The 26,512-nt window shown below is 74.4% G+C and carries 23 protein-coding genes; 9 read left to right on the plus strand and 14 right to left on the minus strand.

Annotated features, from left to right (window positions below; all coding sequences use genetic code 11):
- Window positions 1–93 precede the first annotated feature (93 nt).
- Complete coding sequence (locus tag O2W18_RS05760; RefSeq protein WP_269186588.1) at window positions 94–1,773, minus strand: DUF885 domain-containing protein; 1,680 nt, start codon at window positions 1,771–1,773, stop codon at window positions 94–96.
- A gap of 42 nt (window positions 1,774–1,815) precedes the next feature.
- Window positions 1,816–2,265 carry a cupin domain-containing protein gene (locus tag O2W18_RS05765; protein ID WP_269186589.1) on the minus strand — a complete coding sequence of 150 codons (450 nt, stop codon included), beginning with the start codon at window positions 2,263–2,265 and terminating at the stop codon, window positions 1,816–1,818.
- A 134-nt stretch (window positions 2,266–2,399) separates the two neighbouring features.
- Here O2W18_RS05765 and O2W18_RS05770 point away from each other — a divergent pair, with 134 nt between their 5' ends.
- Together O2W18_RS05770 and O2W18_RS05775 are read left to right on the plus strand one after the other, a co-directional pair.
- Window positions 2,400–3,245: an SRPBCC family protein gene (locus tag O2W18_RS05770; protein ID WP_269186590.1), complete on the plus strand. Its 846-nt coding sequence runs from the start codon at window positions 2,400–2,402 to the stop codon at window positions 3,243–3,245.
- A 156-nt stretch (window positions 3,246–3,401) separates the two neighbouring features.
- Window positions 3,402–5,330, plus strand: coding sequence for a glycosyl hydrolase family 28-related protein (locus O2W18_RS05775; RefSeq protein ID WP_269186591.1), 1,929 nt, complete (start codon window positions 3,402–3,404; stop codon window positions 5,328–5,330).
- A 42-nt stretch (window positions 5,331–5,372) separates the two neighbouring features.
- On the opposite strand, the gene O2W18_RS05780 is transcribed toward O2W18_RS05775, so the two are convergent.
- The 3 genes from O2W18_RS05780 to yczE all read right to left on the minus strand — a co-directional run bounded on the left by O2W18_RS05780 (window position 5,373) and on the right by yczE (window position 8,671).
- Window positions 5,373–6,344 (minus strand): LacI family DNA-binding transcriptional regulator, encoded by a 972-nt coding sequence (locus O2W18_RS05780; RefSeq protein WP_269186592.1) that lies wholly within the window; start codon window positions 6,342–6,344, stop codon window positions 5,373–5,375.
- Window positions 6,345–6,618: 274 nt separating this feature from the next.
- Complete coding sequence (locus O2W18_RS05785; protein WP_269186593.1) at window positions 6,619–7,806, minus strand: hypothetical protein; 1,188 nt, start codon at window positions 7,804–7,806, stop codon at window positions 6,619–6,621.
- A gap of 211 nt (window positions 7,807–8,017) precedes the next feature.
- Window positions 8,018–8,671 (minus strand): membrane protein YczE, encoded by a 654-nt coding sequence (gene yczE / locus O2W18_RS05790; protein WP_269186594.1) that lies wholly within the window; start codon window positions 8,669–8,671, stop codon window positions 8,018–8,020.
- Window positions 8,672–8,731: 60 nt separating this feature from the next.
- Here yczE and yczR point away from each other — a divergent pair, with 60 nt between their 5' ends.
- Window positions 8,732–10,114 (plus strand): aminotransferase-like domain-containing protein, encoded by a 1,383-nt coding sequence (gene yczR / locus O2W18_RS05795; protein ID WP_269186595.1) that lies wholly within the window; start codon window positions 8,732–8,734, stop codon window positions 10,112–10,114.
- A 47-nt stretch (window positions 10,115–10,161) separates the two neighbouring features.
- On the opposite strand, the gene O2W18_RS05800 is transcribed toward yczR, so the two are convergent.
- The 3 genes from O2W18_RS05800 to O2W18_RS05810 form a co-directional block, all read right to left on the minus strand.
- Window positions 10,162–10,782, minus strand: coding sequence for a hypothetical protein (locus O2W18_RS05800; protein WP_269186596.1), 621 nt, complete (start codon window positions 10,780–10,782; stop codon window positions 10,162–10,164).
- A 49-nt stretch (window positions 10,783–10,831) separates the two neighbouring features.
- Window positions 10,832–13,432: a bifunctional FO biosynthesis protein CofGH gene (locus O2W18_RS05805; RefSeq protein ID WP_269186597.1), complete on the minus strand. Its 2,601-nt coding sequence runs from the start codon at window positions 13,430–13,432 to the stop codon at window positions 10,832–10,834.
- A gap of 229 nt (window positions 13,433–13,661) precedes the next feature.
- The gene (locus tag O2W18_RS05810; RefSeq protein WP_269186598.1) at window positions 13,662–14,171 is read right to left on the minus strand and encodes a flavin reductase family protein; all 510 of its coding nucleotides are present in this window, start codon (window positions 14,169–14,171) and stop codon (window positions 13,662–13,664) included.
- Window positions 14,172–14,197: 26 nt separating this feature from the next.
- Between O2W18_RS05810 and O2W18_RS05815 the strand changes: the two genes are divergently transcribed.
- Window positions 14,198–15,622, plus strand: a complete 1,425-nt coding sequence (locus tag O2W18_RS05815; RefSeq protein WP_269186599.1) for a dihydrolipoyl dehydrogenase family protein — start codon at window positions 14,198–14,200, stop codon at window positions 15,620–15,622.
- A gap of 3 nt (window positions 15,623–15,625) precedes the next feature.
- Window positions 15,626–16,612, plus strand: a complete 987-nt coding sequence (locus O2W18_RS05820) for an NAD(+)/NADH kinase (protein ID WP_269186600.1) — start codon at window positions 15,626–15,628, stop codon at window positions 16,610–16,612.
- Between the two features lie 12 nt (window positions 16,613–16,624).
- Here O2W18_RS05820 and O2W18_RS05825 read toward each other — a convergent pair whose 3' ends face one another.
- Complete coding sequence (locus O2W18_RS05825; protein WP_269186601.1) at window positions 16,625–17,410, minus strand: transglutaminase-like domain-containing protein; 786 nt, start codon at window positions 17,408–17,410, stop codon at window positions 16,625–16,627.
- 108 nt (window positions 17,411–17,518) lie between these two features.
- Between O2W18_RS05825 and O2W18_RS05830 the strand changes: the two genes are divergently transcribed.
- Complete coding sequence (locus O2W18_RS05830; RefSeq protein WP_269186602.1) at window positions 17,519–18,349, plus strand: SGNH/GDSL hydrolase family protein; 831 nt, start codon at window positions 17,519–17,521, stop codon at window positions 18,347–18,349.
- A 55-nt stretch (window positions 18,350–18,404) separates the two neighbouring features.
- Here the strand turns inward: O2W18_RS05830 and O2W18_RS05835 are convergent, their stop codons facing one another.
- Both O2W18_RS05835 and O2W18_RS05840 read right to left on the minus strand, forming a co-directional pair.
- A complete protein-coding gene (locus O2W18_RS05835) occupies window positions 18,405–20,762 on the minus strand; it encodes an EAL domain-containing protein (RefSeq protein ID WP_269186603.1) in 2,358 nt (785 codons plus the stop codon).
- Between the two features lie 96 nt (window positions 20,763–20,858).
- Complete coding sequence (locus tag O2W18_RS05840) at window positions 20,859–21,260, minus strand: STAS domain-containing protein (RefSeq protein WP_269186604.1); 402 nt, start codon at window positions 21,258–21,260, stop codon at window positions 20,859–20,861.
- A 260-nt stretch (window positions 21,261–21,520) separates the two neighbouring features.
- Here O2W18_RS05840 and O2W18_RS05845 point away from each other — a divergent pair, with 260 nt between their 5' ends.
- The gene (locus tag O2W18_RS05845; protein ID WP_269186605.1) at window positions 21,521–22,564 is read left to right on the plus strand and encodes an LLM class flavin-dependent oxidoreductase; all 1,044 of its coding nucleotides are present in this window, start codon (window positions 21,521–21,523) and stop codon (window positions 22,562–22,564) included.
- A 7-nt stretch (window positions 22,565–22,571) separates the two neighbouring features.
- Here the strand turns inward: O2W18_RS05845 and O2W18_RS05850 are convergent, their stop codons facing one another.
- Window positions 22,572–23,255 carry a GAF and ANTAR domain-containing protein gene (locus tag O2W18_RS05850; protein WP_269186606.1) on the minus strand — a complete coding sequence of 228 codons (684 nt, stop codon included), beginning with the start codon at window positions 23,253–23,255 and terminating at the stop codon, window positions 22,572–22,574.
- A gap of 518 nt (window positions 23,256–23,773) precedes the next feature.
- On the opposite strand from O2W18_RS05850, the gene O2W18_RS05855 reads away from it, so the two are divergent.
- Complete coding sequence (locus tag O2W18_RS05855; protein ID WP_269186607.1) at window positions 23,774–24,892, plus strand: hypothetical protein; 1,119 nt, start codon at window positions 23,774–23,776, stop codon at window positions 24,890–24,892.
- 147 nt (window positions 24,893–25,039) lie between these two features.
- Here O2W18_RS05855 and O2W18_RS05860 read toward each other — a convergent pair whose 3' ends face one another.
- Entirely contained in the window at window positions 25,040–25,273 is a 234-nt protein-coding gene (locus tag O2W18_RS05860; protein WP_269186608.1) for a winged helix-turn-helix domain-containing protein, read from the minus strand.
- A gap of 21 nt (window positions 25,274–25,294) precedes the next feature.
- Here O2W18_RS05860 and O2W18_RS05865 point away from each other — a divergent pair, with 21 nt between their 5' ends.
- Window positions 25,295–25,441: a hypothetical protein gene (locus tag O2W18_RS05865; protein WP_269186609.1), complete on the plus strand. Its 147-nt coding sequence runs from the start codon at window positions 25,295–25,297 to the stop codon at window positions 25,439–25,441.
- Between the two features lie 50 nt (window positions 25,442–25,491).
- On the opposite strand, the gene O2W18_RS05870 is transcribed toward O2W18_RS05865, so the two are convergent.
- Window positions 25,492–26,271 (minus strand): formate/nitrite transporter family protein, encoded by a 780-nt coding sequence (locus O2W18_RS05870; protein WP_269186610.1) that lies wholly within the window; start codon window positions 26,269–26,271, stop codon window positions 25,492–25,494.
- Window positions 26,272–26,512 lie beyond the last annotated feature (241 nt).

Consider the following 26,512-nt stretch of genomic DNA (forward strand, 5'->3'; position numbering starts at 1 on the left):
CCACCGGGGGGATCCGGTTCGTCCAGATCCAGATCGGCCGGGACCGCAGGATCTGGACGAACCGGGCCTCGTTCGTCCACCCTCCCGGCGAGGTCAGAACCGGGCCAGCTCGGCGGCGAGCGGCCCCAGCCCCAGCGGACCCAGGTCCAGGACGTCGCGGTGCCAGGCCTTGAGGTCGAAGGCCGCGCCGGCGCGCTGCTCGGCCTGTGCGCGGCAGGTCAGGAACACCCGCTCGCCGACCTTGTAGGACGGTGCCTGGCCGGGCCAGCCCAGGTAGCGGTGCAGCTCGTCCACCCGCATGGCGTCCGCCATGTCCACGTGCGTGCGGAGGAAGTCCAGGGCGACGTCGTAGGTCCAGCGGTCACCGGCGGCCCGGCCCGGCGGGATCGGCAGGTCCAGGTGCACGCCGATGTCCAGGACGACCCGCGCGGCCCGCAGTTCCTGGGCGTCGAGCATGCCCAGTCGGTCACCCGGGTCGTCCAGGAAGCCCAGCTCGCCCATCAGCCGCTCTGCGTACAGCGCCCAGCCCTCGCCGTGCCCGGAGCACCAGCACAGCAGCCGCTGCCAGCGGTTGAGCAGGGCGGCGTTGTGGACGGTCTGCCCGATCTGCAGGTGGTGGCCGGGCACGCCCTCGTGGAACACCGTGGTGGTCTCCCGCCAGGTGGTCATGTCGGTGACGCCGTCGGGCAGCGACCACCACATCCGGCCCGGCCGGCTGAAGTCCTCGGTCGGGCCGGTGTAGTAGACGCCCTCGCCGGAGGTGGGCGTGAGCCGGCCCTCGATCCGCTGCACCGGGCCGGGGACGTCGAAGTGCACGCCGTCCAGCGCGGCGATCGCCCGGTCGGCCGTGTCCTGCAGCCAGGCCTGCAGCGCCTCCCGCCCGCGCACCTGCCGGGCCGGGTCGGCGTCCAGCACGGCGATCGCCGCCGCGATGCCCTGCCCGGGGGCTATCTGCTCGGCGACCGCACGCTTCTCCGCGACGACCCGGGCCAGCTCGGCCCACCCCCACGCGTAGGTCTCCTCCAGGTCCAGGTCCACGCCGGTGAAGAGCCGGGACTCCAGGGCGTACCGCTCGCGCCCGACGCCGTCGGCCTCCGGTGCGCGGGGGAGGAGCTCGCGCTCGACGGTGTCGGCGAAGCCCAGGAGCGCCGCCTCCACCCCCGCCACGGCCCGGTCGAGGTCGGTCCGCAGCGCATCACCGACCTGGGCCCGGCCGGTGAACTCCGCGTAGAAGCCGGGCCGCCCGGCGGCACCGGCCCAGCGGCGGGCGATGCCGGCGGCCAGCCGCACCTGACGGGCCGCGGAGACCCGGCCGTGGTGGGCGGCATCGGTCAGCCCGGCCACGTACCCGGCCACGGCCTCGGGGAGGGCGGTCAGCCGGCGGGCGACGGTGGCCCAGTCGTCCTCGGTCTCGGTCGGCATCAGGTCGAACGGCGTGCGGAAGTCCTGCAGCGGGCTCTCCATGCTGTTGAGCGCGGCCTGCGTCCAGCCGGCGTCGCGCAGCGCCAGCTCGGCGCCGAGCCGCTCGAGCATCGCGCTGCGGGCGACGGCGTCCCGCCGGTCGACCGGCTCGATCCGCTCCACCTCGGCGATCGTGCGGCGCAGCAGCTCGGCGCTGGCCGCCTGCCCGCCGGGGGTGAGATCGGGCCAGCGGTCGTCGTGCCCGGGCACGCCGATGTACGTGGCCACGGTGGGCTGGTCGGCGGCGTAGGCGTCGACGAAGCGGTCGGCCAGCTGGTCGAGGGGGGACGGCGGTCGCACGGGCTCGCTCACGCCGGGGACGCTAGCTGCGCCCCCGCTCCCGTGCAGCCGAGCTCAGTCGTCGGCCCCGCTGCTCTGCGGCAGCAGCGAGGGCAGGTTCACCACGATCGCCCCCTGGCTGCTGCGGGCGATCAGCACCACGGCCTCCTCGTCGCTGAGGTTCTCCTCGCGGTGCGGCGTGTACGGGGGCACGAAGACGTAGTCGCCGGGCCCGGTCTGCAGCCGCACCTCCTCGCCGTGCGCGGCGAAGACGAACACCGGATGGCCGCGCAGCACGTGGATCGCGGTCTCCGAGTCGCCGTGGTGGTGGTCGCCGGAGCCGGTGTGCGGAGGCACGTGGGTCTCGCCCATCCAGAGCCGCTGTGCCCCGACCGTCACCGCCGAGATCGCCTCCCGCCGCGCCATGCCGGAGGTCTGCGCGGTCTCCTCGGACAGCTCGCCGGCGCGGACGCGCCGCAGTGGCTGGTGCCAGTCATCGGGGGGGTCCTGCTGCGATCGGGTCACGGTGCTCCTCCAGCGGATCGGGACGTCGTCCCCCATCTTCACCGAATCGGCCTCCCGGTGGACGCAACGTGCATCCACGGCGTGACCGGGTAGGGGGTGGGCCAGAGCACGTCCTGCTACGAGGAGGAACGACGATGAGCACGAAGGTCGAAGAGTCGATCCAGGTCGACGTCCCGGTGCGCACCGCCTACGACCAGTGGACGCAGTTCGAGGACTTCCCGCACTTCATGGGCGGGGTCAAGGAGGTCCAGCAGCACGGTGACCAGCGGCTGCACTGGGTCGCCGAGATCGCCGGGGTGAAGCGCGAGTGGGACGCCGCGATCCTGGAGCAGGTCCCGGACCAGAAGGTCGCCTGGGCCGCCACGGGGGGCGCGACCAACGCCGGTGCCGTCCGGTTCGAGCCGGCCGGTCCCGCGTCCACGATCGTCCACCTGAGCCTGGAGTACGAGCCCGAGGGGCTGGTGGAGCAGGCCGGCGACAAGCTCGGCATCGTGAGCCGGCAGGTGAAGTCCGACCTGCAGAAGTTCAAGTCCCTGATCGAGGACGAGGGCTACGCGAGTGGTGCCTGGCGCGGGTCGATCCGACCGGGCATGGGGGCCGGCACCCCCGGCGTCGAGGAGGCGGCGTCCTCTCGGGGGGACAGCGGCAAGGCCGGGGTCTCGGCGAAGAGCGTCGCCGCCGGCGCGGCCGCCGTCGCCGCTGCCGGCGCGGCCGTGGCCGCAGCGAAGAGCGGTTCGAACAGCGGCTCGGAGACCGAGCAGCCGCGTGAGGTGCCGGCCTCGCCGCCGGTGACCGCCACGCAGCCGGCGGCCGTCCCGCCGCCGGTGACCGCCACACCGCCGGTCGAAGAGGTGCAGGCCGAGGTGGTGGTCGAGAAGCCCGAAGGCGAGGCCCGGGTCACCCCGGCCGAGGAGGGCGGCACGACGACCGGGCGCGACGACGGCGAGGAGCCGATGATCGCCGGCGGCCACCCCCGCTGACCCGTGCGGCGGGAGGAGGGGCCGCCCGGCCCCTCCTCCCGCACCTGCGTCGTGGCGCGGACCGGCGCGCCGACGACCTCTTGACAGCGCTGTGGGGCTCCTCGAACCTTCGAGTCACGTGACACGTGTCACCCACTCAACGACGAGGACCTCCGCATGGCATCTCGCAGCGTCCCTGCCCGCCCGCCGTCTCCATCCCGCCGGCGATCACCCGCCGGTGGACGGAACCGCCTCGGTCGCCTGCTGGCCCTGGCCCTGCCCCTGGGCCTGGCGTTCACCGCCGTCCCGACGACCGCGAGCGCCGCTCCGCCCGGCGACCGACCGGGTGGTGGAGGCGCGGTCGACCTCGGCCCGAACGTCACCGTCTTCGACCCGAGCATGCCGGTCGACCAGATCCAGGCCACCCTCGACGCCACCTATGCCCAGCAGGTCGACAACGAGATGGGCACCGAGCGCTACGCCTACCTCTTCGAGCCGGGCACCTACGGCACCGACACCGACCCGCTGCAGATCAAGGTGGGCTACTACACGGAGATCTCCGGGCTCGGGGCCTCGCCGTCCGACGTGGTGATCAACGGCAAGGTCGAGACCTACAACCGCTGCCTCGCACCGGACAACTGCATCGCGTTGAACAACTTCTGGCGCACCGTCTCCAACCTGACAATCCAGGTCAACGGCACCGGGCAGGACGGCTGCCGGGCGCCGACGAACTTCTGGGCCGTCTCCCAGGCGGTGTCCATGCGCCGGGTCCAGGTGCAGGGTGGCGACCTCTCGCTGATGGACTACTGCACCGCGGGGCCGCAGTACGCCAGCGGCGGCTTCATCGCCGACTCGACCGCCGGGACCGTCATCAACGGCTCGCAGCAGCAGTGGTTCACCCGCAACAGCGTGATCGCTGAGTGGACCAACGGCGTCTGGAACCAGGTCTTCGCCGGCGTCGAGGGCGCGCCGGACGACGCCGCCTTCCCGACCCCGCCGTACACCACCCTGGAGACCACCCCGGTGAGCCGGGAGAAGCCCTACCTGTTCCTGGACGAGCGCGGCCGCTACGCCGTCCGGGTGCCGGACGCCCAGCGCGACACCCGCGGCGTGAGCTGGGACGGGGGCATGACGGCGGGGCGCACGATCCCGCTGTCGCAGTTCCTGGTGGTGACCCCGGACACCGGGTTCGGGCGGATCAACTCCCAGCTCGCCCGGGGCGGGCACCTGCTGTTCACCCCGGGGGTCTACGACGTCGCGCACAGCCTCAAGGTCAAGCGGGCGGACACCGTCGTCCTGGGCATCGGGCACGCGACGCTCACCGCCACCCGTGGGGTGACCCCGCTGGAGGTCGAGGACGTGCCGGGCGTGGTCGTCGCCGGGCTGACCATCGACGCCGGGAGCCAGCTGTCCCCGGTCCTGCTACAGGTGGGGGACGGCAAGGGCCGGTCCCGGTCCGACGCCGCCGACCCGACGACGCTGTCCGACGTGTACTTCCGGGTCGGCGGGCCGCACGTCGGGAAGGCCGACGTCGCCCTGGAGGTGAACAGCGACCACGTGCTCATCGACCACACCTGGGTGTGGCGCGCCGACCACGGGGTGGAGGACTTCACCGCCGGCGTCAACGGCGACACCGACCGGTGGCGGACCAACGTGGGGCGCAACGGCGTGGTCGTCAACGGCGACGACGTCACCGCGACCGGCCTCTTCGTCGAGCACTTCCAGCAGCACAACACCATCTGGAACGGCGAGCGCGGCCGGGTCGTGCTGTACCAGAACGAGATCCCCTACGACCCGCCGTCGCAGGCCGACTGGCAGGAGCCGGACGGCACGCTCGGCTGGGCCGGCTACAAGGTCGGTGACCAGGTCCGGGAGCACCGGCTGGACGGTGGTGGGGTCTACGGCTACCAGCGCAACGCCGAGCCCGGCATCACCACCGAGACCGGGTTCGAGGTGCCGGTCACACCGGGCGTGCAGCTGCACCACGTCATGACCGTCCACCTGGACGGGATCGGCGTGATCGAGAACGTGGTCAACGACGTGGGGGGCCGGTCGGACGCCAGCACCCAGGGGACGCCGCAGTACGTCGTGGACTACCCGGGCTGACCCGTCGCCGGCGGGCCGGGGCGCCATGCCCCGGCCCGCCGGTCACGCCGAGCCGCGCACGACGAGCCGCAGCACCCGGGCCGGGTCGGGAGACGGCGGCGGCGTGCTGCCGTCCAGGGCAGCGGCGACGGCGGCGGCGATGGCCCGGGCCTGTATTCGCGCGTCCTGGGCCACGGTGGTCAGCGCGGGGTCGCTCAGCCGCGCGGCGGGGACGTCGTCGACGCCGACCACCGCGATGTCGCCCGGCACTGTGAGCCCGCAGGCGCGAACGCCGGCCAGGACGGCCAGCGCCACCTCGTCGTTGTAGGCGGCCACGGCGGTGACCCCGGTGCCGCGCCAGGTACGGATGGCGTCGGTGGCCGAGCCGACGGCCAGGTCGACGTCCTGCACCACCGGGGCGGCCAGCCCGCGCCGCCCGCACTCGGCGCGGACCCCGCTCAGCCGCCGCTCGGCGAAGTCGGCCAGCCGGGGCTCGGTGGGAGCGGCCCAACCGAGCCGGACGTGCCCGGTGTCGGCCAGGTGCCGCACCTGCAGCTGCCCGACCCGGGTCTGCGGCACGGCGAACACCGCGTGCGGGTCGTCGTCGAGGGACGTGGTGAGCACCTGGATGCCGGCCCCGCGCATCGCGTCGGCGTCCTCGGCCCCGAAGTCGGTGAAGCCGACGACGGCGCGCGGGGTGACCGCCCGCCACAGCTCCGCGAGCGGGCGTGGTCCCCGGCCGTGGTGCACCAGCACCGACAGCTGCCGGTCGGCCAGCTCCCGGGTGAGCTCGTCGAGGACGGTGTCCAGGACCGGGCCCACCGTCCAGTTCGGCAACACGCAGAGCACCAGGTCGCTGCGACCGCTGCGCAGCGTCCGGGCCGCGGCCGAGGGGGAGTAGCCCAGCCGGGCCGCCGCGGCCAGCACCCGTTCCCGGGTGTCCGCGGAGATCATCGCGCCGTGCTTGTCGTTGAGCACGTAGCTCACCGTCGTCCGGGAGACGCCGCTCTCCCGGGCGACGTCGGCGCTGGTCACCCGTGGCACGTCTGTCCTCCCGCCCGGCGTGCGTGCTGGCCTGGACGGTGATGGTGCCGCACCGGTCACCCGGGGGCGATGGGCGCGCGTGCCAGTCGGGTCCAGCTGCCCAGCCGCACGCGTGGGCACGGGTCAGCAGGGTGGTGCTGCTCGCGCCCGCCGGGAGCTGTCCCCTGACGCCTGGCCCTCGATCCGCCGTCGGCAGCGCCGAACGCTCCAGCGGATCCCGGTGTCCCCGCCACCCGAGGAGACCGGTGGGGTGGTGGATCCGCGATCACGGGGTCGCAGGGTGGACGAGGGCGCCGGCCGCAGCGAGGAGGCCCAGCGTGACGGTGACGGCGCCCAGCGCGGCCAGGAACCTGCGCACCTTGCCGGTCCGCTCCCGGCCCGGCAGGTAGGCGGCGATGACCGCCGCAACGAGGCCGGCGAACGCCAGCGGCAGGAGGACGACGTAGTTCGACGTGCTCAGCGGGAGCACTGACGAGGCGCCGTACAGGGTGAGCACCAACGCCGGTAGTCCGAGCATGATCCCGCCGACGCTGGCCACCAGGTTGAACGTCTCCGACGACCGTGCATCCCGGGTGACCGACATCGTCGACGTGGCGTTCAGCAGGCCACGCAGCGAGGCCGTCTCGTCGCCGAGCTGGCGTTCCATGGCCTGGCAGTGGCGGACCGCCGCGTCGTGCAGGTGGAGCCAGGTCCGCCGTACGGGCTTCGCCGGCTCCGGCCGCGGTGCGAGCGTCGGGTCCTGCAGCCGTCGCTGGGCATGGTAGGCATCATCGTCGGTGCGCCAGGCCCACAGCCCGCCACGAGCACACTCGCGCGCCTCGTCGCGTGCACGGCTCGCCAGGGTGGACAACTCCAACAGATCTGCCAGCAACCGCTCCAGGGTCCGCGTCGAGGCCTTGCGCAGCTCACTGGACAGCAGCGTCTCCAGCTCGTAGCGCAGGTTCCGCAGATCGGCGACGGCGTCCCGAGAGCGCTCCGCGAGGTCCTTGGCGATCCGGGTGACCCGTTCCTCCACGTCCTCATCCGTCCGCCACCGGAGCCCGTGCACGGCAGTACGGACGACCGACTCGATCTCGTCACCGGCATCGACGCGTTGCCAGTTCTCCAGCGACGCCCACGGGGTGTGGTGACTGCGGCCGGACGCCTCCGGTCCCAGCCGCGCCGCCAGCTCACCGGTCGCCCAGGCGGCCGTCAGGTGCACCTCGATGTCCGGGAACCCCGCGGAGGGGACGGTGACCCGGATCTGGCCGAGGACGATCAGGTGGCCGTCTGTGGCACTGACCACGTGCAGCAGGGGGGCGACCCGGAAGGCACAGTCGGCGGGAAGAGCCACGTGGTCGGCGGACCCCGACCGGTCCCGGCCGGTGGCGAAGCGGACGAGCTCCTCCCCGACGTCCCCGAAGGTCTGCGGCACCGGCTGGTGGGAACTGGGGACAGGGGAGGGCGGCAGCACGTGCCGACCTTAGGAGCGGATCCGGCCGGCCCCGGGCACCTGTGCCGGACCCCGGGGCGGGTGAGGCGGGCGTGGCCGGTGGGACCGGAGTCGGGGTCGCTCGTGATCTCGGTGGCCGGACGCCAACTGCCCCAGCTGTCCTCCCGCCCCTGGCGGTGCGGTGATCGTGCCGCACCGCTAGCGACGGGTGCGGCGCTCGGGCGCCGGCCGGTCAGTCGGGGGCGACGGCCGAGATCGGCGGCGCGACCGCAGCGGCCTGTCCGTCGCGGAGCCGGAACACCGGCAGCATGCTGTGCATCAGTAGCCCGATCGCGGCGGCGTACACCACCGTCCCGGCGCCGACGGTGCCGCCGAGCAGCCAGCCGGCGCCCAGCACCAGGAGCTCGATCGTCGTCCGCACCACCCGTACGGAGTGGCCGCGGGCGGCGATGCCGGTGGTCAGCCCGTCGCGTGGCCCGGCACCGAGCCCGGCGCCGATGTAGGCGCAGGTGGCCACCGCGTTGAGCAGGACCCCGGCCAGCAGCAGCGGGACGCGTGCGCCGAGCGCCTCCGGTGCCGGCAGGAGCGCCAGCGTGGCGTTGATGGACAGCCCGATGAGGACGACGTTGCAGAGCGTCCCGAGGCCCGGGCGGCGGTGCAGCGGCACCCACAGCAGCAGCACCACCGCGCCGACGAGGATCGAGCCGGTGCCGACCTCGACGCCGAGCACGCCGGCCACCCCCTGGTCCAGCACGCCCCAGGGCATCTGCCCCAGCCCGGCCTGCAGCATCATCGCGACGCTGACGCCGTAGAGGGCCAGGCCGCCGAGCAGGAGCGCCAGCCGGGCGGGACGGCGGTCGGCGGGCACCGGGTCGATCAGTCGCATGAGGCCACCCTGGACGACTTGGCCCTGTCCGGACAGGGCCAAGTCCCGGACAATGGCCCGGTGCACACCGAGCGACTGGCCGACCTCCTGGGACCGTGGCTGGGCGACGGCCGCGCCTACGCCGGCGTCGCCGCCGGGATCCGTGGTCTCGCGCTCGACGGCCGGCTGTCGGTGGGCGCCCGGGTGCCCTCGGAACGGCAGTTGGCCCAGGCGCTGGGGCTCAGCCGCACCACCGTGAGCGCCGCCTACGACCTGCTCCGTGGCGAGGGGTACCTGCACAGCGCGGCCGGTGCCGGGAGCCGGGTGACCCTCCCGTCGCCTGCGCCGGTCCGCCCGGACGCCGACCCGGGGGAGCCGGCCGTCGTCCGGGACCTCACCATCGCGGCCGCACCGGCGCCCGCCCAGCTGCTCGACGCCGTCGCCGGGGCCACCACCGACCTGCGTCCGCTGCTGGCCGGTCACGGCCTGCACCCCTACGGCCTGCCCGCGTTGCGCACCGCGGTCGCCGGGCACCTGACCCGCCGGGGGCTGGCCACCGAGCCGGAGCAGGTGCTGGTCACCAACGGCGCGCTGGCGGGCTGGGACCTGCTGCTGCGCACCGTCACCCGGCCGGGGCAGCGGGCACTGGTCGAGCAGCCCACCTACCCCGCGGCGCTGGACTGTCTCGCGGCCCACCACCTGCGGCCGGTCGCGCTGCCGGTGAGCACCGAGGGCTGGGAGCTGCCGGCCGCCGCGGCCGACGTCGCGCTGGTCACCCCGGACGGGCAGAACCCGACCGGGCTGCTCGCCGACGACGGCCAGCGCCGGGCGCTGTTGTCCGCGCTCGACGCCCCGGTGGTCGCCACGGACGAGACCTTCGCCGAGCTGGTGCTCGACGGCGCCCGACCCACCGCGCTCGCCGCGCTCGACCGCCGGGTGGTGACGCTCGGCTCGATGAGCAAGGCGTACTGGTCAGGGCTCCGGGTGGGCTGGGTGCGCGCCGATCCGGGGCTGCTGGCCCGGCTTGCCCAGGCGCGCGGCACGGTCGACATCAGCAGCCCGGTGCTGGAGCAGCTGGTCGCCACCCGGCTGCTCGCCGTCGCCGACGACGTGCTCGCCGACCGGGTCGCCTGGCTGACCGCCGCCCGCGACGCGCTGCTCGCCGCGCTCGCCGCCCGGCTGCCGGACTGGCGCGTCGTCCGGCCGCGGGCCGGCTCGGTGCTCTGGGTGCAGCTGCCCGCGCAGAGCTCCACCCGGCTCGCCGCACACGCCCTCGACCTGGGCCTGCGGGTGACCCCGGGGCCGCGGTTCACCGTCGACGGCACCGCAGACCGGTGGCTGCGGCTGCCGCTGAGCGTGCCGCCGGAGCAGGCCGAGGAGGTGGCCGCCGTGCTGCAGGCGGCCTGGGCGCGCACGGCGAGCGGGGCGGACAGCCGCCGCACCCCGTCCCGCTGGACCGCCTGACCGGCGGTGCCGCCTGACCGATCCGCCGGAGGTCTGGGCGGGCCGGGTCAGGGGAGGCGTTCGGCGACCGCGTCGAGGTAGTCGTCGGCGGGGGTCAGCAGGGCGGGGTCGTCGCCGTCCGTCCGGGTCACCACCAGCAGGACGACGGCACCGTCGGCCACCAGCCGGCGGTCCACCTGCTCGGCCCCGGGGACGGTGCGGACGATCCGCGTCCCCGACCAGTCGTCGGTCGACCACTGCTCGACCTGCTGGGCGTGCGCCCCCGGCGTCTCGGTGACTCCGTCGCCGTCGAGATCGAGGTCCTGGGTGACCGTCCAGGTGCAGGCCGACGCGGCAACGGTGGCCTCGGAGACGAGGGTCCGGGCCGCGGCGGCGTCCTCGGCGGTCCAGAGGTACGCCTCGACGGTCGTGGGCGCCGACTGCAGGTACGCCGCCTCCGGGGCGCCGAGTCCGGCGGGCAGCCCCGGGGGCGTGCTGGCCGTGGCCGTGGGATCCGGGTCGCACAGCGTCGCGGGCGTCGGCCGTTCCGCGGCCGCCACGAAGCCGTCGAGGGACACGTCGAGCACGTCCCCCGAGTCCGTGCCTCCGGTGGCACAACCGGCCAGCACCCCGCCGGCCAGCACCCCGCCGGCCAGCAGGCGGCCGCTCAGCGCCGCTGCTCGTCGCATGCCGCCGCTCCCTCGTCGTCCCGGAGGGCGAGGCTACGGTCCCGAGCGGTCAGAGGAGCTTCAGGGTGAGGGCGCGTCGGCCCTCGTCGCTGCGGGCGGTGGCCATCCGCTCGGCGCTCGGGGTGCCGTAGTCCGTCGTCCGCTGGCGGGCCGGCCGGCCGATCGCCGCGGCCATCGCCTCCAGCTGGGCGATGGACTTCAGCGACCCGTTGCCCGAGCCGGCCATCCGGCTGATCGTCTCCTCCATCAACGTGCCGCCCAGGTCGTTGGCCCCGCCGTCGAGCATCGCCTGGGTGCCGGTGTCGCCGAGCTTCACCCACGAGGTCTGGACGTTGTCGATCCGCCCGTGCAGCAGCAGCCGGGCGACGGCGTGCACCGCCCGGTTCTCCCGGTTCGTCGGCCCCGGCCGGGCCACGCCGGCCAGGTAGATCGGCGAGTTGTGGTGCACGAAGGGCAGCAGCACGAACTCGCGGAACCCGCCGGTCCGGTCCTGCAGGGCGGCCAACGTGCGCAGGTGCGCGACCCAGTGGGCGGGGGTGTCGACGTGGCCGTACATCATCGTCGAGGTCGTCGGCAGGCCCACGCTGTGCGCCGTCTCGACGATCTCCAGCCAGGTCGCCGTCGGCAGCTTGCCCTTGGTGAGCACCCAGCGGACGTCGTCGTCGAGGATCTCCGCCGCGGTGCCGGGGAGGGAGTCGACGCCGGCCTCCTTCGCCGCGGTGAGGAAGTCGCGGAACGACAGCCCGGTGCGGGCGGCGCCGTTGACCACCTCCATCGGCGAGAACGCGTGCAGGTGGATGTCGGGACGGCGGGACTTCACCTCGCGCGCCAGGTCGAAGTAGGCGGTGCCGGGCAGGTCCGGGTGGATGCCGCCCTGCATGCAGATCTCGGTCGCCCCGCCGGCCCAGGCCTCGTCCACCCGGTCGCCGACCTGCTGCATCGACAGGGTGAACGCGTCGGCGTCGGTGCGCCGCTGGGCGAACGCGCAGAACCGGCAGCCGGTGTAGCAGACGTTGGTGAAGTTGACGTTCCGGTTCACCACGTAGGTGACGTCGTCGCCGTTGACGTCCCGGCGGACGGCGTCGGCCAGCGCACACAGGTGCTCCAGATCGGTGCCGTCGGCGCCGAGCAGGGTCAGGTACTCGGCGTCGCTCAGCCCGGCCGGGTCCTGCTCGGCGTGCAGCAGCGCGGCCAGCACCTCCCGGTCGCCGACGGTCAGCGCGGTCGAGGAGCCGTCGCGGGCGGCGACGGTGGCCTCGCGCAGCTCCGACCAGTCGCCGTAGACGGCGTCGAAGTCGCTGCGCCGGTCGCCGGTGCGGCCCACGGTGTCGATCTCGGTGTGCAGGTCGACCCGGCCGGAGGAGGTCCAGGCCTCGTCCGGCTCCTGCCACGGCAGGCCCACCGGGAGCCGGCCCTCGACCGCCAGCCCGTCGGGGCCGGCGAGGGCGGAGACGTGCGGGCGCACCCGCGGGTCCAGCCACGGCTCGGGCTGGGTGACGTAGCCGGGCTGGGCGGCCAGCCGCTCGCGCAGCGTGAACCCGGCCTCGGCGCTCAGCGCGGCCAGCTTGTCGATGTTCGGCCACGGGCGCTCGGGGTTGACGTGGTCGGGAGTGAGCGGGGAGACGCCGCCCCAGTCGTCGACGCCGGCGCGCAGCAGCAGCGCCAGCTCGGTGGAGTCGCTCAGGTTGGGCGGTGCCTGAACCCGGGCGGCCGGGCCGAGCATCAGCCGGCTGACCGCGACCGCGGCGACGTACTCCTGCAGGTCCAGGTCGTCGTGTGCGGCCATCGCGGTGCGCGGCTTGGCCCGGAAGTTCTGCACGATGACCTCTTGCACGTGCTGGTGCCGTCGGGCCGAGGCGCGGATCTCGGCGATCGCGTCGACCCGTTCCGCGTAGGTCTCCCCGATGCCCAGCAGCACGCCGGTGGTGAACGGGACGGCGGAGCGGCCGGCGTCCTCGAGCACCCGTAGCCGCACCCGCGGCTCCTTGTCCGGGCTGCCGAAGTGCGGGCCGCCCTTCTCCGACCAGAGCCGGGTCGCCGTCGTCTCCAGCATCATCCCCATCGACGCGGCGACCGGCTTCAGCCGCTGGATCTCCTCCCAGGACAGCACCCCGGGGTTGAGGTGCGGGAGCAGCCCGGTCTCCTCCAGCACCCGGATCGCCATCGCCCGCAGGTAGCCCAGCGTGGAGTCGAACCCGTGCGCCTCCAGCCACTCGGCGGCGACCGGCCAGCGCTCCTCCGGGCGGTCGCCCAGGGTGAACAACGCCTCCTTGCAGCCCAGGGCGGCCCCGGCCCGGGCGATGTCGAGCACCTCGTCCGGGGACAGGTAGGGCGCCTTCCCCTCGGCGCGGAGCTGGCCCGGCGTCGTCACGAAGGTGCAGTAGTGGCAGCGGTCGCGGCACAGGTGGGTCAGCGGGATGAACACCTTGCGGCTGTAGGTGACCACCCCGGGGCGGCCGGCCGAGGCCAGGCCGGCGTCCCGTACCCGGGAGGCGGCGGTCAGCAGCCGGTCCAGCGGTTCGCCCTCGCCCAGCCCGCGGGCGTGCAGCAGGGTCTCGGCCTCGGTGGCGTCCAGCGTCACCCCGCGCTCGGCGCGCACCAGGGCGCGGCGGAGGGCGGAGGGGGACGGGGCGGGCAGGGCGGTGCTCATCGGCGACGACGCTAACCCCGCGGCGCGATCACCGCGTTCCGTGGCCTCCGCGCCGGGCCCGGGCAGGCCGGGCCGGGCAGTCGATGAGCTGGGTCAAGCCGCGTGAGCTGGGGTTGAGCCGCGTCGTGGCGCGGCTCAACGCCAGCTTGCCCGGGTCAACCCGGACGGCGGGCGGCCCGGACGGCGGGCGGCCCGGACGGGGAAGCGGGTCGGGGCGGGGAGACGGGCATCACGGGCGGCGGAGGGGGGCGCCGACGCCGTCGGCCCAGCGGCCGCGGAGGCGCACCAGCGGGTCGCCGTCGCCGAGGACCGGGACGTTCTCCACCTGCAGCAGCACCACCACGTGGCTGCCGGCCTCCACGACCGAGGCGACCGTGCAGTCCAGCGCGGTGAGCGCCTCGTCCAGCACGATGGCGTCGCTGACCGGGGCGCGGTGCCAGGGCACCGACTCGAGCAGGTGCCGGGCACTGGGCCGCCCGGCCGAGGCGAACCGGCTGGCCAGGATCGCCTGCCCGGTGCTCAGCACGTTCACCGCGCCGCTGCCGATGGCCTGCAGCACCTCGGCCGGGTACCCGTCGGCGGCCAGCCCCACGGCGACCAGCGGGGGATCGGCGGAGACGCTCATCATCGAGGTGACCGTGGTCCCCACGTCGTCGATGTCGTCGCGCACGGTCAGCAGCACGACCCCGGCGGCGTACTGGCGCAGGGCGGCGGCGTGGTCGGCGGGATCGACAGGCACGGGGGTCAGTCGACCACAATGCCGAGGTGACCACTGCGGAGCAGACGTACGACGTCATCGTCCTGGGTGCCGGATCGACGGGCGAGAACGTCGCCGACGTCGCCACCCGCGGCGGGTTGAGCACGGTGCTGGTGGAGAGCGAGCTGGTCGGCGGCGAGTGCTCCTACTGGGCGTGCATGCCCAGCAAGGCGCTGCTGCGGGGCAGCGAGGCGCTCGCCCAGGCCCGCGCCGTGCCGGGCGCCGCCGCCGCGGTCACCGGGGAGCAGGACGTCGCCGCCACCCTCGCCCGCCGGGACGGCTTCACCAGCCACTGGGACGACGCCGGCCAGGCGCAGTGGGTCGAGAGTGCCGGGATCGCCCTGGTGCGCGGGCACGGCCGGCTGGCGGGGGAGAAGCGGGTCGTCGTGGCCCAGGACGACGGCACGGAGCTGGTGCTCACCGCCCGGCACGCCGTCGCGGTGTGCACCGGCTCCCGGGGCGCCGTCCCGCCGGTCGAGGGCCTGGCCGACGTGCAGCCGTGGACCCCGCGGGAGGCGACCAGCGCGAAGGAGGCACCGGGCCGGCTGCTCGTGCTCGGCGGCGGCTACGTGGGCAGCGAGATGGCCACCGCGTGGCAGCAGCTGGGCTCCTCGGTGACCCTGCTGCAGCGCGGGCACCGGCTGCTGCCGAACCTGGAGCCGGCCGCCGGGGAGGCGGTCGAGGCGTCCCTGCGGGAGATGGGCGTCGACGTCCGGCTGGGCAGCGAGGTGCGCTCGGCCCGCCGGGAGGACGGCGGCGACGTGGTGCTCAGCACCGCCGACGGCGAGTTCCGCGGCGACGAGGTGCTGGTGGCCACCGGCCGCGCCGCGAACACCGACGAGGTCGGGCTGGAGACCGTCGGCCTGGAGCCGGGCGGGTACCTGGACGTCGACGAGTCGCTGCAGGTGCCCGGGCTCCCGTGGCTCTACGGCGTCGGTGACGTGAACGGCCGCCAGCAGCTGACCCACATGGGCAAGTACCAGGCGCGCCAGGCCGGCGCCGCGATCGTCGCCCGGGCGCGCGGCGAGCAGGTGGACCTGGCCGACTGGTCGCCGTTCGTGGCCACCGCCGACCGCCGGGCGACGCCGAGCGTGGTGTTCACCGAGCCCCAGGTGGGGTCGGTCGGGATGACCGCGGCCCAGGCGGCCGACGCCGGCGTCCCGCACCGGGTCGTGGAGTACGCGATCGGCGGCGTCGCCGGTGCCGCGCTCTTCGCCGACGGCTACGACGGGACGGCGATCGCCGTGGTGGACACCGAGCGCGAGGTGCTGCTCGGGGTCACGTTCGTCGGCCCCGCGGTCGCCGAGCTGCTGCACTCGGCGACGATCGCGGTGGTCGGTGAGGTGCCGATCAGCCGGCTGTGGCACGCCGTCCCGTCCTACCCGACGATCAGCGAGGTCTGGCTGCGCCTGCTCGAGACCTACCGGGGCTGACGGGTGCACGACGGCAGCCGGATCGGCCTGGTGCTGCACCCGCACCGCGACTGCGTGGGCGCGGTGGCCCAGGTGCTCGCCTGGACCGCGACGCACGGCGTGGAGCTGGTCGCCGCGGCGGCGGACGTCGAGCGGCTGCACCTGCACGGCGTGACGCCGGTGGACGTCGCCGAGCTGGCCAGCAGCTGCGACGGGATCATCGCCCTCGGCGGCGACGGGACGCTGCTCGGCGCGATGCGGATGGTGGTCGCCAACCCCGTCCCGGTGCTGGGCGTCAACTTCGGCCGGCTGGGCTTCCTCACCGAGGTCGAGGGCCAGGAGCTGGACGGGGCGCTCACCGCGCTGGCCGAGGGCCGGTCGACGCTGGAGTCGCGCAGCTGCCTGGTGGTGCGCGGACCGGGCTGGGAGACCGTCGCCTTCAACGACGTCGTCCTGGCCCGGGTGCCGGGGGAGGGCATGGTCGACGCGACCCTGTCGGTGGCCGGCCGCCGTTACGGCCACTACCGCAGCGATGCGCTGATCATCGCCACCCCGATGGGGTCGACGGCCTACAACTTCGCCGCCGGCGGTCCGGTGATGTCCCCGGGGGCGGCGGGCGTGCTCGTCACCCCGTCGGCGCCGCTGAACGGCATCGACCGCACCGTGGTGCTGGGGCCGCACGAGCCATTGCACCTGGCGCTGCCGGAGACCGCCGGCCGCCCCGCCGTGGAGGTGGACGGCCTGGTCGTCGGTCGCCTGGGGCCGGGGGACGAGCTGCACGTGGAGGCCCGCGCGGACGCCGGGCTGCTGGTGCGGCTGGACGACTGGCTGGCCGCCGACCGCAGCCGGGTCAAGCTCTCGCTCCTGGACCTGCCGCTGCTGCCGGAGGAGCTGATGGAGCTGGTGCCCGAGGAGCTGCGCCGCCGGACACCGGGTGGGGTGCCGGCCCCGGGCACCGGCCCGGTCCGCGCCCCGCAGGGCGCCCGCGGGCCCGGCGGCGAGGTCGGCTGAACCGGGCCGGCCTCAGGGCAACGGGAACGGCTCGTCGGCCGGCGCGGGGAGGTCGCCGTCCACGGTGGCGGTGACCGTCATGCCCCCGAAGGCGGCCCGCCCGCCGAACAGCGAGAGGAAGGCGGTGTCCGCGGCGTCCCGGCCGGAGCAGATCCGGACGAGGGCGGAGGTCGGGGCGAGCCGGGTGGCGTCGACGGTGTGCCACACCCCGTCGACGTCGGCCTCGACGACCGCATGGAAGTCCATCGGCGACAGGCCCGGGGCGTAGACGGCGACGAGCCGGGCGGGGACCTCCAGCGCGCGGAGCAGCGTGATCGTCAGGTGCGCGTAGTCGCGGCAGACGCCCTGGCCGAGCAGGAGGGTGTCGACCGCGGTGTCCACCGGGCGGCTGGACCCGGAGGTGTAGACCAGCCGGCGGTGCACCCAGGCAGCGACGGCGGCGACCAGCTCGGCCCGCGGCAGCGACCGGTCGAACTCGGTGGCGGCGTAGCCCTCCAGCTGGTCGGCGGGGCAGTAACGACTGGGCCGGACGAACTCCGCCCAGTCGGCCGGGGTCACCGGTCGCGGGGCGCCACCGGAGGAGACCTGCGCGCTGTAGCTGATCGTCGTCTCGCCGGCGGGCAGCTGCAGGCGGTGCACCCGTGCGCCGGGGACGGCGATCTCCTCGGCGGGCACCGGCCGGCCGTCGGTGAGCACGGTCAGCTGTTCCTCGGCGGGCGCAGCGACGGCGACCTGCAGCAGCGCGGTCGCCGGTGCGGGGGAGGAGACGGTGAGCGAGCAGGCGACGTCGGTGCGCATGACCGCAGATCCTGGTCCACACGTGTCACCGGCAGGTGTCCAGCGGATGTGGTCTCCGGACGGGACCCTTCGCCGCGGCGGCGGGAGGGGCGTGGTGCAGTAGGGGACGTGCAACCGGGCAGTGATCGTCGGACGTGGCAGCGCTACATCGCGCTGGGGGACTCCTTCACCGAGGGCCTCAGCGACTCCGAACCGGGGACGCCGGACTCCTTCCGGGGCTGGGCCGACCGGCTCGCCGAGCACCTGGCCGCGGCGTCGCCCGCGGGCAGCGTCGAGTACGCCAACCTCGCCGTCCGCGGCCGGCTGCTGCCGCAGGTGCTGGCCGAGCAGGTGCCGGTCGCGCTCGCCTCCCGGCCCGACCTGGTGAGCCTGGTCGCCGGCGGCAACGACCTGCTCCGGCCGGGCGCCGACCCCGACCGGCTGGCCGCGGACCTGGAGGCCGCCGTCGTCTCCCTCCGCGAGGCCGGGGCCGACGTGCTGCTGGCCACCGGCGTGGACCCGCGGCAGACGCCGATCATCCGCCGCACCCGGGGCCGGGTCGCGGTCTTCAACACCCACCTGTGGTCGATCGCCGCGCGGCAGGGAGCCGTCGTGCTCGACCAGTGGGGTGCCGCCTGGGTCCAGGACGCCCGGATGTGGGACCCGGGTGACCGCATCCACCTGACCGCCGAGGGACACCGGCGGACGGCGCTGGCCGCCGCAGCCGCGCTCGGCGTCCCGGTGGCCGGCGACGGCACGGACTGGCGCACGCCGCTGGACCCGGCGCCGCCGCTGCCGGTGCGGCAGGTGGTCGGGCAGGAGCTGGCCTGGGTGCGCGGGTTCGTCCTGCCCTGGATCGGCCGCCGGCTGCGCGGTGAGTCCTCGGGCGACGGGCGCGCGGCGAAGCGACCCGAGGCGGTCCCGTTGCGCGCCGCCCTCACCGCCGTGCACGACTCCTGACCCGGGGGGCGGGCCGGCGGGCTCCCTGTCGGGAGCTCGACCGGCACCGCCCAGGTCAGCTGCGGCCGACCTCAGGGAGGTCGCCGGTGTCCAGCGAGCCCAGCCGCTCCTGGAAGGACTCCAGCCAGGGACGGAGCCCGGAGAGGTCGGTCGGGTCGGCGGTCAGCGCCCGCAGGTCACCGAGATCTGCCGGTCGCCGCGGCCCGGGGACGCCGGGCGTGTCGGGCGCGCCGTTGGCGGCCAGCAGCGCGCGCAGCTCGAGGAGCTCGCTGGAGGGCCGGAAGACCCCCGGGTCGAAGGAGTCGTCGCCCGCCGATCCTGCCGCTGGGTCGTCGGTGTCCGTCGGCGGCCCGGACGTCGGCGGCTCGGATGCCTGCAGCTCGGACGCCTGGGGCACGGCGGGCTCGGGCGTTGTCCCCGGCAGCTGGAAGGAGTCGAGCTGGGGGACGGCGGCGCTCGCCACCACCGGGCCGGGCCCCTCGAGGTCCTGCTCGGCGAGTGCGGCACCCAGGTCGAACCCGTGCCCGGGCTCCGGCTCGTCGTCGTCCCGTCCGGACCACTCGAGCTCGGGGGTGGCGGCGCCCGCACCGGCGGCAGGCCCGCTGTCCGGTTCGGTCGGTGGGTCGGTGGCCGGGTCGTCGAGGTCGTGCAGCCCCGTGGGCGCCGGGTACTGGTCGAGTTCGCGGCCCGGCAGCGGGGCGGGCCGGCCGAAGGCGTAGCCCTGGGCCATCGAGCAGCCGTGCTCGCGCAGCCAGGTGGCCTGCTCGACGTCCTCGATGCCCTCGGCGATCACCTGGAGGCCCATGCCCTGGCCGAGCTGGAGCAGGCCCTGCACCAGTGCCGCCGTGGCCGGCTGGGCGACGATGTCCGCGACGAAGGACCGGTCGATCTTCAGGGTGTGGATGGGCAGCCGGTGCAGCGCGGTGATCGCCGAGTAGCCGGTGCCGAAGTCGTCCAGCGCCAGGGTCACGCCGGTCTCGGTCACCGTGTCGACGGCGTGCAGCGTCGCGTCCGCGGCGAACAGGGCGGTCGACTCGGTGATCTCCAGCTCCAGCCGATCCGGGGCCAGGCCCGACTCGGCGAGAGCGTCGGCGACCAGCTCGCTGAAGCCCGGCTCGGCCAGGTGCCGGGCGGAGATGTTCACGTGCACCCGCAGCGCGGGGTCCCAGCCGGCGGCGTCCCAGCAGGCCTGGTGGAGCACCCAGGCGCCCAGGCGGGAGGTGAGCCGGTTGTCCTCGGCGGCGGACAGGAACGCCCCCGGCGGCAGCAGCCCCCGGGTCGGGTGCTGCCAGCGGATGAGCGCCTCGTAGCCGAGCAGGTGCTCGTCGGAGAGCGCGACGATCGGTTGGTAGAACAGCCGCAGCTCGCCGGCCTCCAGGGCGTGCCGCAGGTCGGTCTCCAGCTGGAGCTGGTCGACGTAGCCCTCGCTGAGCGCCCCGTCGTGCACCTCGACCCGGCCACGGCCGCCGCTGGCCTTGGCCCGGGCGAGCGCCGTGTGCGCCTGGCGCAGCAGCGCCTCGGGCGTGAGGTCGGTGCCCAGGGTCATGCCGATGCTGGCCGAGAGGGTGACCTCCCGGTCGAGCACGTGGAAGGGCTCGTCGAGCACCCCGAGCAGGCGGTCGGCCAGGGTGCGCAGCCCCTCGACGTCCTCGACGTCCTCGGCCAGGACGAGGAACTCGTCGGCCCCGAAGCGCACGGCGGTGTCCTCGACGCGGGTGCTCCAGCGGAGCCGGTCGGCGACCTGGCAGAGCAGCTGGTCACCGCCCTCGTGGCCGAGGGAGTCGTTCACGGCGGTGAAGCGGTCCAGGTCCAGGTGCAGCAGCCCGACCAGCGTCCCGCGCCGGCCGGACCCGGCCAGCGCCCGCTGCAGCCGCTCGGTGAGGGCCCGCCGGTTGGGCAGCCCGGTCAGCGGGTCGGTGAAGGTGCGGCGGACCAGGTCGTCCTCGACCCGGCGGCGGTCGGTGACGTCGACCAGGGTGAGGAGCACGAACTGCGGCTCGCCGTTGCTGCGGTGGATGAGCTCCTGGGTCTGCATCGCCCAGATGCTGCTGCCGTCCGCGCGGCGCAGCCGGCGCTCGCCGACGACCTGCAGCTGGGGGTCCAGCAGCGGCGTGCCGGGCAGGTGCTCGGCCGCGCGGTCCTCCAGGGGGACGTCGTCGGGGTGGGTGAGCAGGTCCAGGTGCCGGCCGACGAGCTCGCCGGACGTCCGCCCGGTCAGCTCGCACATCGCCGAGTTGACGACGAGCAGCCGCCCGCTGGGGTCGACGACGGCCTTGGCGACGGGGGCGGACAGGAAGAGGGCGCGGAAGAGCTGGCCGCGGTCGGCCAGCAGCACGTCGGCCGCAGCCAGACGTCGCCCGGCAGTGCCGGCGGGCACGGGAGCGGCCGGCGACTCGGGGGCGGAGGAGGTCACCGCGACAGCGTCGCGCATCGAGCCCGCTCAGCCGTGGAACCCGGCCGATCGAGATGTGTTCGTGCCGTCACTTTGGGTGATGGACGACCCCTCTCGTCACACCGCCCGCGGTGTGTCACACCCGACGCGCCGGAGCGGCGTGCGCACCCGCCGTCCGGTGTCGGCGATCAGCTGGTCGAGGCCGCTCATCCGGAGGAGCCGGTCGATGCAGCGGGGAGTCCCGGTCAGCCGGAGTTCTCGGCCCGAGTCCACGGCCAGCGCATGTGCCCTGGCCAGGCCCCGGAGCCCGCCGGCGTCACACCAGGTGACCCGGGCCGTGTCGATCACCCAGCAGGGGTGGCCGGTGGCGGTGAGGGCCTCCACCGCGCCGGTCAGGTGGTGAGCGGAGTCCCGGTCCAGCTCGCCGCGCAAGACGATGGTGGCGTGCACCCAGTCGACCGAGACGACGAGCTCCTCGGACCGATCCGGCCCGGTGGTCAGCAGTGGTTCGGTGGTCATCAGCAGCGACATGGCGAGTCCCAACCGGGGCCCGGGAGTCGAGGTTCCGACGCGCACGGCCCCACGAGCGGGCGGTACGGCCGGTGGTTCGACCAGGCACCCGACCGTACGCCCCTGTCGTCGACCATGCAGCCACGGTGATCCCGGCGGGCAGGCGACGTGGCCGGCGGGGTCCTGGCCGATCGCCGACGGGTCCGGACCCGGGAACACTCCCGGGCTGTTCGGCGCTGCTGCAGCGCAGACGACGAGAGGTGAGTGCAGTGGACAAGCGGATCGGTTTCCTCTCCTTCGGGCACTGGCAGCCCATCCCGGGCTCGCAGGTGCGGACCGGGCGGGACGCGCTCGTGCAGAGCGTCGAACTGGCGGTGGCCGCCGAGGAGCTGGGCCTGGACGGCGCCTACGTGCGGGTGCACCACTTCGCCCGGCAGCTGGCCTCGCCCTTCCCGCTGCTGACCGCGATGGCGATGCGCACCAGCCGGATCGAGCTGGGCACCGGCGTCATCGACATGCGTTACGAGAACCCGCTGTACATGGCCGAGGAGGCCGCGGCCGCCGACCTGCTGAGCGGAGGCCGCCTGGAGCTCGGCGTCAGCCGGGGATCACCGGAGACGGCGCTGCGCGGCTCGGAGGCCTTCGGCTACGTCCCGGCCGACGGCGGCAGCGACGCCGAGCTGGCCCGGGAGAAGACCGCCCTGTTCCTCGCTGCGATCAGTGGGGCCACCGTCGTGGACACCGACCCGCGGATGACCGGCGGGACGTCCGGCCGGCTCGCCGTCCAGCCGCAGTCCCCGGGGCTCCGGCAGCGGATCTGGTGGGGGTCGGGCACCCGGCAGACCGCGGTCTGGACCGCGGAGCAGGGGATGAACCTGATGAGCTCCACACTGCTGTCCGAGGACACCGGGGTGCCCTTCGACGAGTTGCAGGCGGAGCAGATCGCGCTGTACCGCGCCGCCTGGGCCGACGCCGGCTGGGCGCACGAGCCGCGGGTCTCGGTCAGCCGCAGCGTCCTGCCGATCACCACCGACACCGACCGGCAGTACTTCGGTTCCGGGCAGGGGGGCGACGACCAGGTCGGCCTCCTGGAGGGCGTGCGGGCCCGGTTCGGCAAGAGCTACGTCGGTGAACCCGACCAGTTGGCCGAGGAGCTGGCCAAGGACGCCGCCGTGCGGGACGCAGACACGCTGCTGCTCACCGTGCCGAACATGCTCGGCGTCGAGTACAACGCCCATCTGCTGGAGACGGTCGTGCGGTACGTCGCCCCGGCGATCGGCTGGGTGCCACCGGGGGAGCGCCGCTCCGCCTGAGCGGCGGTCAGTCGGTCGTCATGGCCCCGGTGCTGGTCAGCTCCGCGGCCACGTCGAGCAGTTTGCGGTTGGTGTGCGACGACGCCCGCACCAGCAGTTCGAAGGCCTGCTCGGCGGTCAGCCGGTGCCGTTCCATCAGGATGCCCTTGGCCTGGCCGATCAGGTCGCGGCTGTCCAAGGCGGAACGCAGGTTCGACTCCTGCCGGGCCGCGGACAGCGCGATGGCGGCGTGCGAGGCGAAGATCTGCCCCACGGACTCCGACTCGCCGTCGAAGGAGTGCGGCCGCCGGGCGTAGAGGTTGAGGGCGCCCAGGTTGTCGCCCTCGGTGAACAGCTGGAAGCTCAGCATGCTCCCGGCTCCCCGTCGGGAGGCCCCGGCGGCGAAGCGCGGCCAGCGGGACTCGTCGGCGAGGTCATCGACCCGGACGGTCTGCTCCTCGCGGAGGGCGTCCAGGCAGGGCCCCTCGTCGAACTCGGACTGCAGGGCGTCGATCTGCTCGGCCTGCTCGCTGGTGGCGGCCTGCGGCTCGACGCGGCGGCGGACGACCAGGCTGACGCTGGCCATGTCCGCGCCCGGCACCGTGTCGACCGCCGCGGTGGTGATCGACTCCAGCGTGCGGTCCACGTCGCCGTGTTCCTCCTGCAACGTTCGGGCGATCCGGCCCATCACGTCCCCGAGGTCGTCCGACACCCGACTGGGTGATCCCGATCCGGCTTCGGCTGGAACCTGAGGTGCGGACATGCGGGCAGCCTAGGCCCCTGGTGGGCGGTCTGTGGTCCGCACTGTCGCCTCGCCGGCAGGGGGCGGGCGACGTCACTCCTGGGCGGTGGAGACCTCGCCGGTCAGCTCCTCCAGCACCGGGACACCGATGAGCTGGTCCAGGTCTCGTCGCGGTAGGTGAACGTCCCGAAGAGGCCCATGGCGGGGCAGGCTGGCGACCGGCGTACCGACCAGCGGACGCGCGCTGCGGCGGACCGGCCCAGCCGGTGCGGTCGGAGGCTCGTCGGCGGCCGACCCGCTCGCTCGCGGCCGGGCGCCGCAAGCAGCCGGCTGCTGAACGGTGAGAAGACTCTCTCGGTATCCCCGGGCGTGCCTCGCTCCGAGCCCGCAGGCTGTTACCGGCCTGTGACATCAGCCGCGAACGGACGGGTCGTCCACGCACCCCCGCCGGCGAGATGTCCGAACCCCTCAACGCGCTTGGAGCCCTCGTGCGCCCGTTCCGCATCGTGCTGGCAGCGCTGGTCGCGCTGCTCGCCACCGCCACGCCCGCTCTTGCCGCCCCGACCGGCGGATCAGGCGGCCCGCTCACCGACCGCACGTTCCAGACCTTCACCGGCGCCGGGTACACCGCCCAGCACCACCTGTACGCAGCCGGGATCGACCGTTCCCAGCCGGTCGGGCTGCTGGTCTACGCCGACGGCACCGGGGAGTACGGGTTCGAGAACCCGTCGGCCAACTACTCACTCGGCGGGGTCAACGGGGTCATCGCCGTGGCGAAGCGGAACAACATGGTCCTGCTGGTGCCCTCCAGCCCCAACCGTGCCTGTCAGTGCTGGGAGCGGGGGGATCCGACCGGGTACGCCGACCACCTCGCCGCGCTGATCGACTCCGTCTACGGCGAGTACGACATCGACCGGGATCGCGTGTGGCTGGGCGGGTACAGCACCGGCGCACAGCTGATGACCCGGTTCCTGTTCCCCCGGCACTCGGAGCTCCTGACCGGCGGCGGGATCATCGTGATCGGCGGGGGTGGCGCACCCGCGGTCGCTGCGGATTCGTTCCCCGCGTCGCTCAAGGCCAACGTGCACATGCACTGGGACACCGGCGAGCTGGACACCGACACCAACGGGTCCGCGCCTGGTGGCCTGAACTCGCTGAACGGTCCCTATGGAGCCAAGGTCGGCGAGGCCTGGTATGCCGACCGCGGCTTCCAGACGTCGCACGAGCACCCGGCCGGAGTCGGTCACGCCCGGAACGGTCAGTTCGGGACCATCATCGAGGGCGTCCTCGACCGGTACGCCACCCCGATTGCCGGATCGGTGGCCGCGGCCGGCCCGCAGCCGTGGGAGCACACCGTCACCCCCAGCCGCATCGGCGTGACCGTGCCCGTGTACGTCCCCCCGAACACGACGCAGACGACCCTTCGGGTCTCCGCCTCACCGTTCGGCTCGCAGACCGGCTTCTACACCTACCGCACGACCAGCAACGACGTCGTCCCGCTGTCCATCACCAGCAGCCTCGCCCCGAACAGGTCCTACCACTATCAGCTGGAGACCGGGACCGACCGGACGGTGGTCGCCTCGGGCACCTTCCGGACGCTTCCCTGATTCGGACGGGCCGTGTCGACCCAGGAGGCGGTCGAAGGCGGGTGATCCGGCGCATCACGTCCCCGAGGTCGTCCGGCATCCGGCTGGAGCGATCCGGTCCGGCTTCGGCTGGGATCATCACCTCGCCGGCAGGGGAAGCGGGCGATGTCACTCCTCGGCGCGGGGTCGCGGGTCAGCCGGGAAGGCGGTGTCCCAGACCCGCTCCATCAGCTCCTCCCGGCTGACCGCCCGCCCGCGTTCGGTGGCGAGCTCGCTGAGCAGCTGGAACTCCGTCCGGGTGAGCGCAACCGGGTGGTCCTGTGCGCCGGGCGTGCGGTCGACCTCACCCGGACGGAGTTCTGCATCGTGCGGGACGGCGACCGTGGGCTGCTCCACACGCACGTGCGCAGGCTCCGGTTGCAGGTGGAGTCCCATCCGGCACAGCCGCAGCTGGTCACGACGGTGCGCGGGCGCGGCTACCCGCTCGCCGGGCCGGGTGTCGGGACACCGTCCGGACGTCGGGTCCTCGCGGTGGTGGAGCGGCGGCAGCAGGAGGCGTGCCAGGTCTGAGTCCGCCGCGTTCGCGGTCGACACCGGGATCCGGCCCTCATCGGGTGGCCTCACCGGGAGCCCTTGACCTGCGCCGTGTGCGTCAAGGTGATCAGGAGCAGGCCACCGACGACGTTGCCCACCGTGGCCAACCCGACGTTGCGGAGCAGGTCGAGGTAGGTGACGGCATCGGACAACCAGACGCCGAAGAGGATCTGCAGGCCCGAGACGGCGGCGTGGTCGAAGGGGCCGAGGGCGAGGAAGAAGCCCACCATCGCGCTGACCAGGATGCGGGCGCTGACCGACTCGACCGCCTTCAGCATGTAGGAGAGCAGGGTCACCAGCGCCCCGGCGAGAACGGCCCGGGCGAGGGTCGGGGCCCAGCCGAGCGCCGCCGTGCCCTCGGCGAGGTGCAGCAGGACCTGATCGGCGTCGCCGGGCAGCGCACCCTCCACCGTCATGACCCCCACCAGGACGGCGCCGCCGATGAGGTTGAGCAGCAGGATGGTGCCCCACAGCCGCACCATGCGGACCCAGACGCGGACTCCCCCCTCCTCGATGGCGGCCGCCACCGGGTCGAAGAAGTTCTCGCTGAACAGCTCGGTCCGCCCCACGATGAGGAAGACCACCCCGAACGAGAAGCCGATGGCGCCCACCACCTCGGCGGGGCGGTCGCCCATCGCCGAGTCCAGCAGCGCGACGATCACGCCCAGCGCGACGATCCCGAACACGATGGTGACCCCCGCGATGAAGCCGGTGCTCACCTGCTCCAGCGGAGGCATGTAGAGCCGCCGGTGCCCTTCCTTGCGCGCGCGGGCGTAGATCTCCTCGGGATCCGGTGCCACAGCCATGGCACCTGAGCTACCACGGGGGCGCCGGTGGGACACCTGTTCCCCGGCCCCGCTGTCGTTCGCGTGACGGGAGCCGCAGGACGAGCTGTCGGAGATCGGAGTACACCGGCGGTGACGCCGCCCGAGGAGCAGAGCGACGAGGCCGACGGGGACGGCGGCCTGGTCTGGCGGGGAGGCGCCGGAGGCGGCCCGACCTCGGGTCCAACGCGACGGTGCCCGGCGAGGGACCGTTCCCGGTCGG

Origin of the sequence: Modestobacter sp. VKM Ac-2983 (genome assembly GCF_026967885.1) — a bacterium.
GTDB lineage: Bacteria > Actinomycetota > Actinomycetes > Mycobacteriales > Geodermatophilaceae > Modestobacter.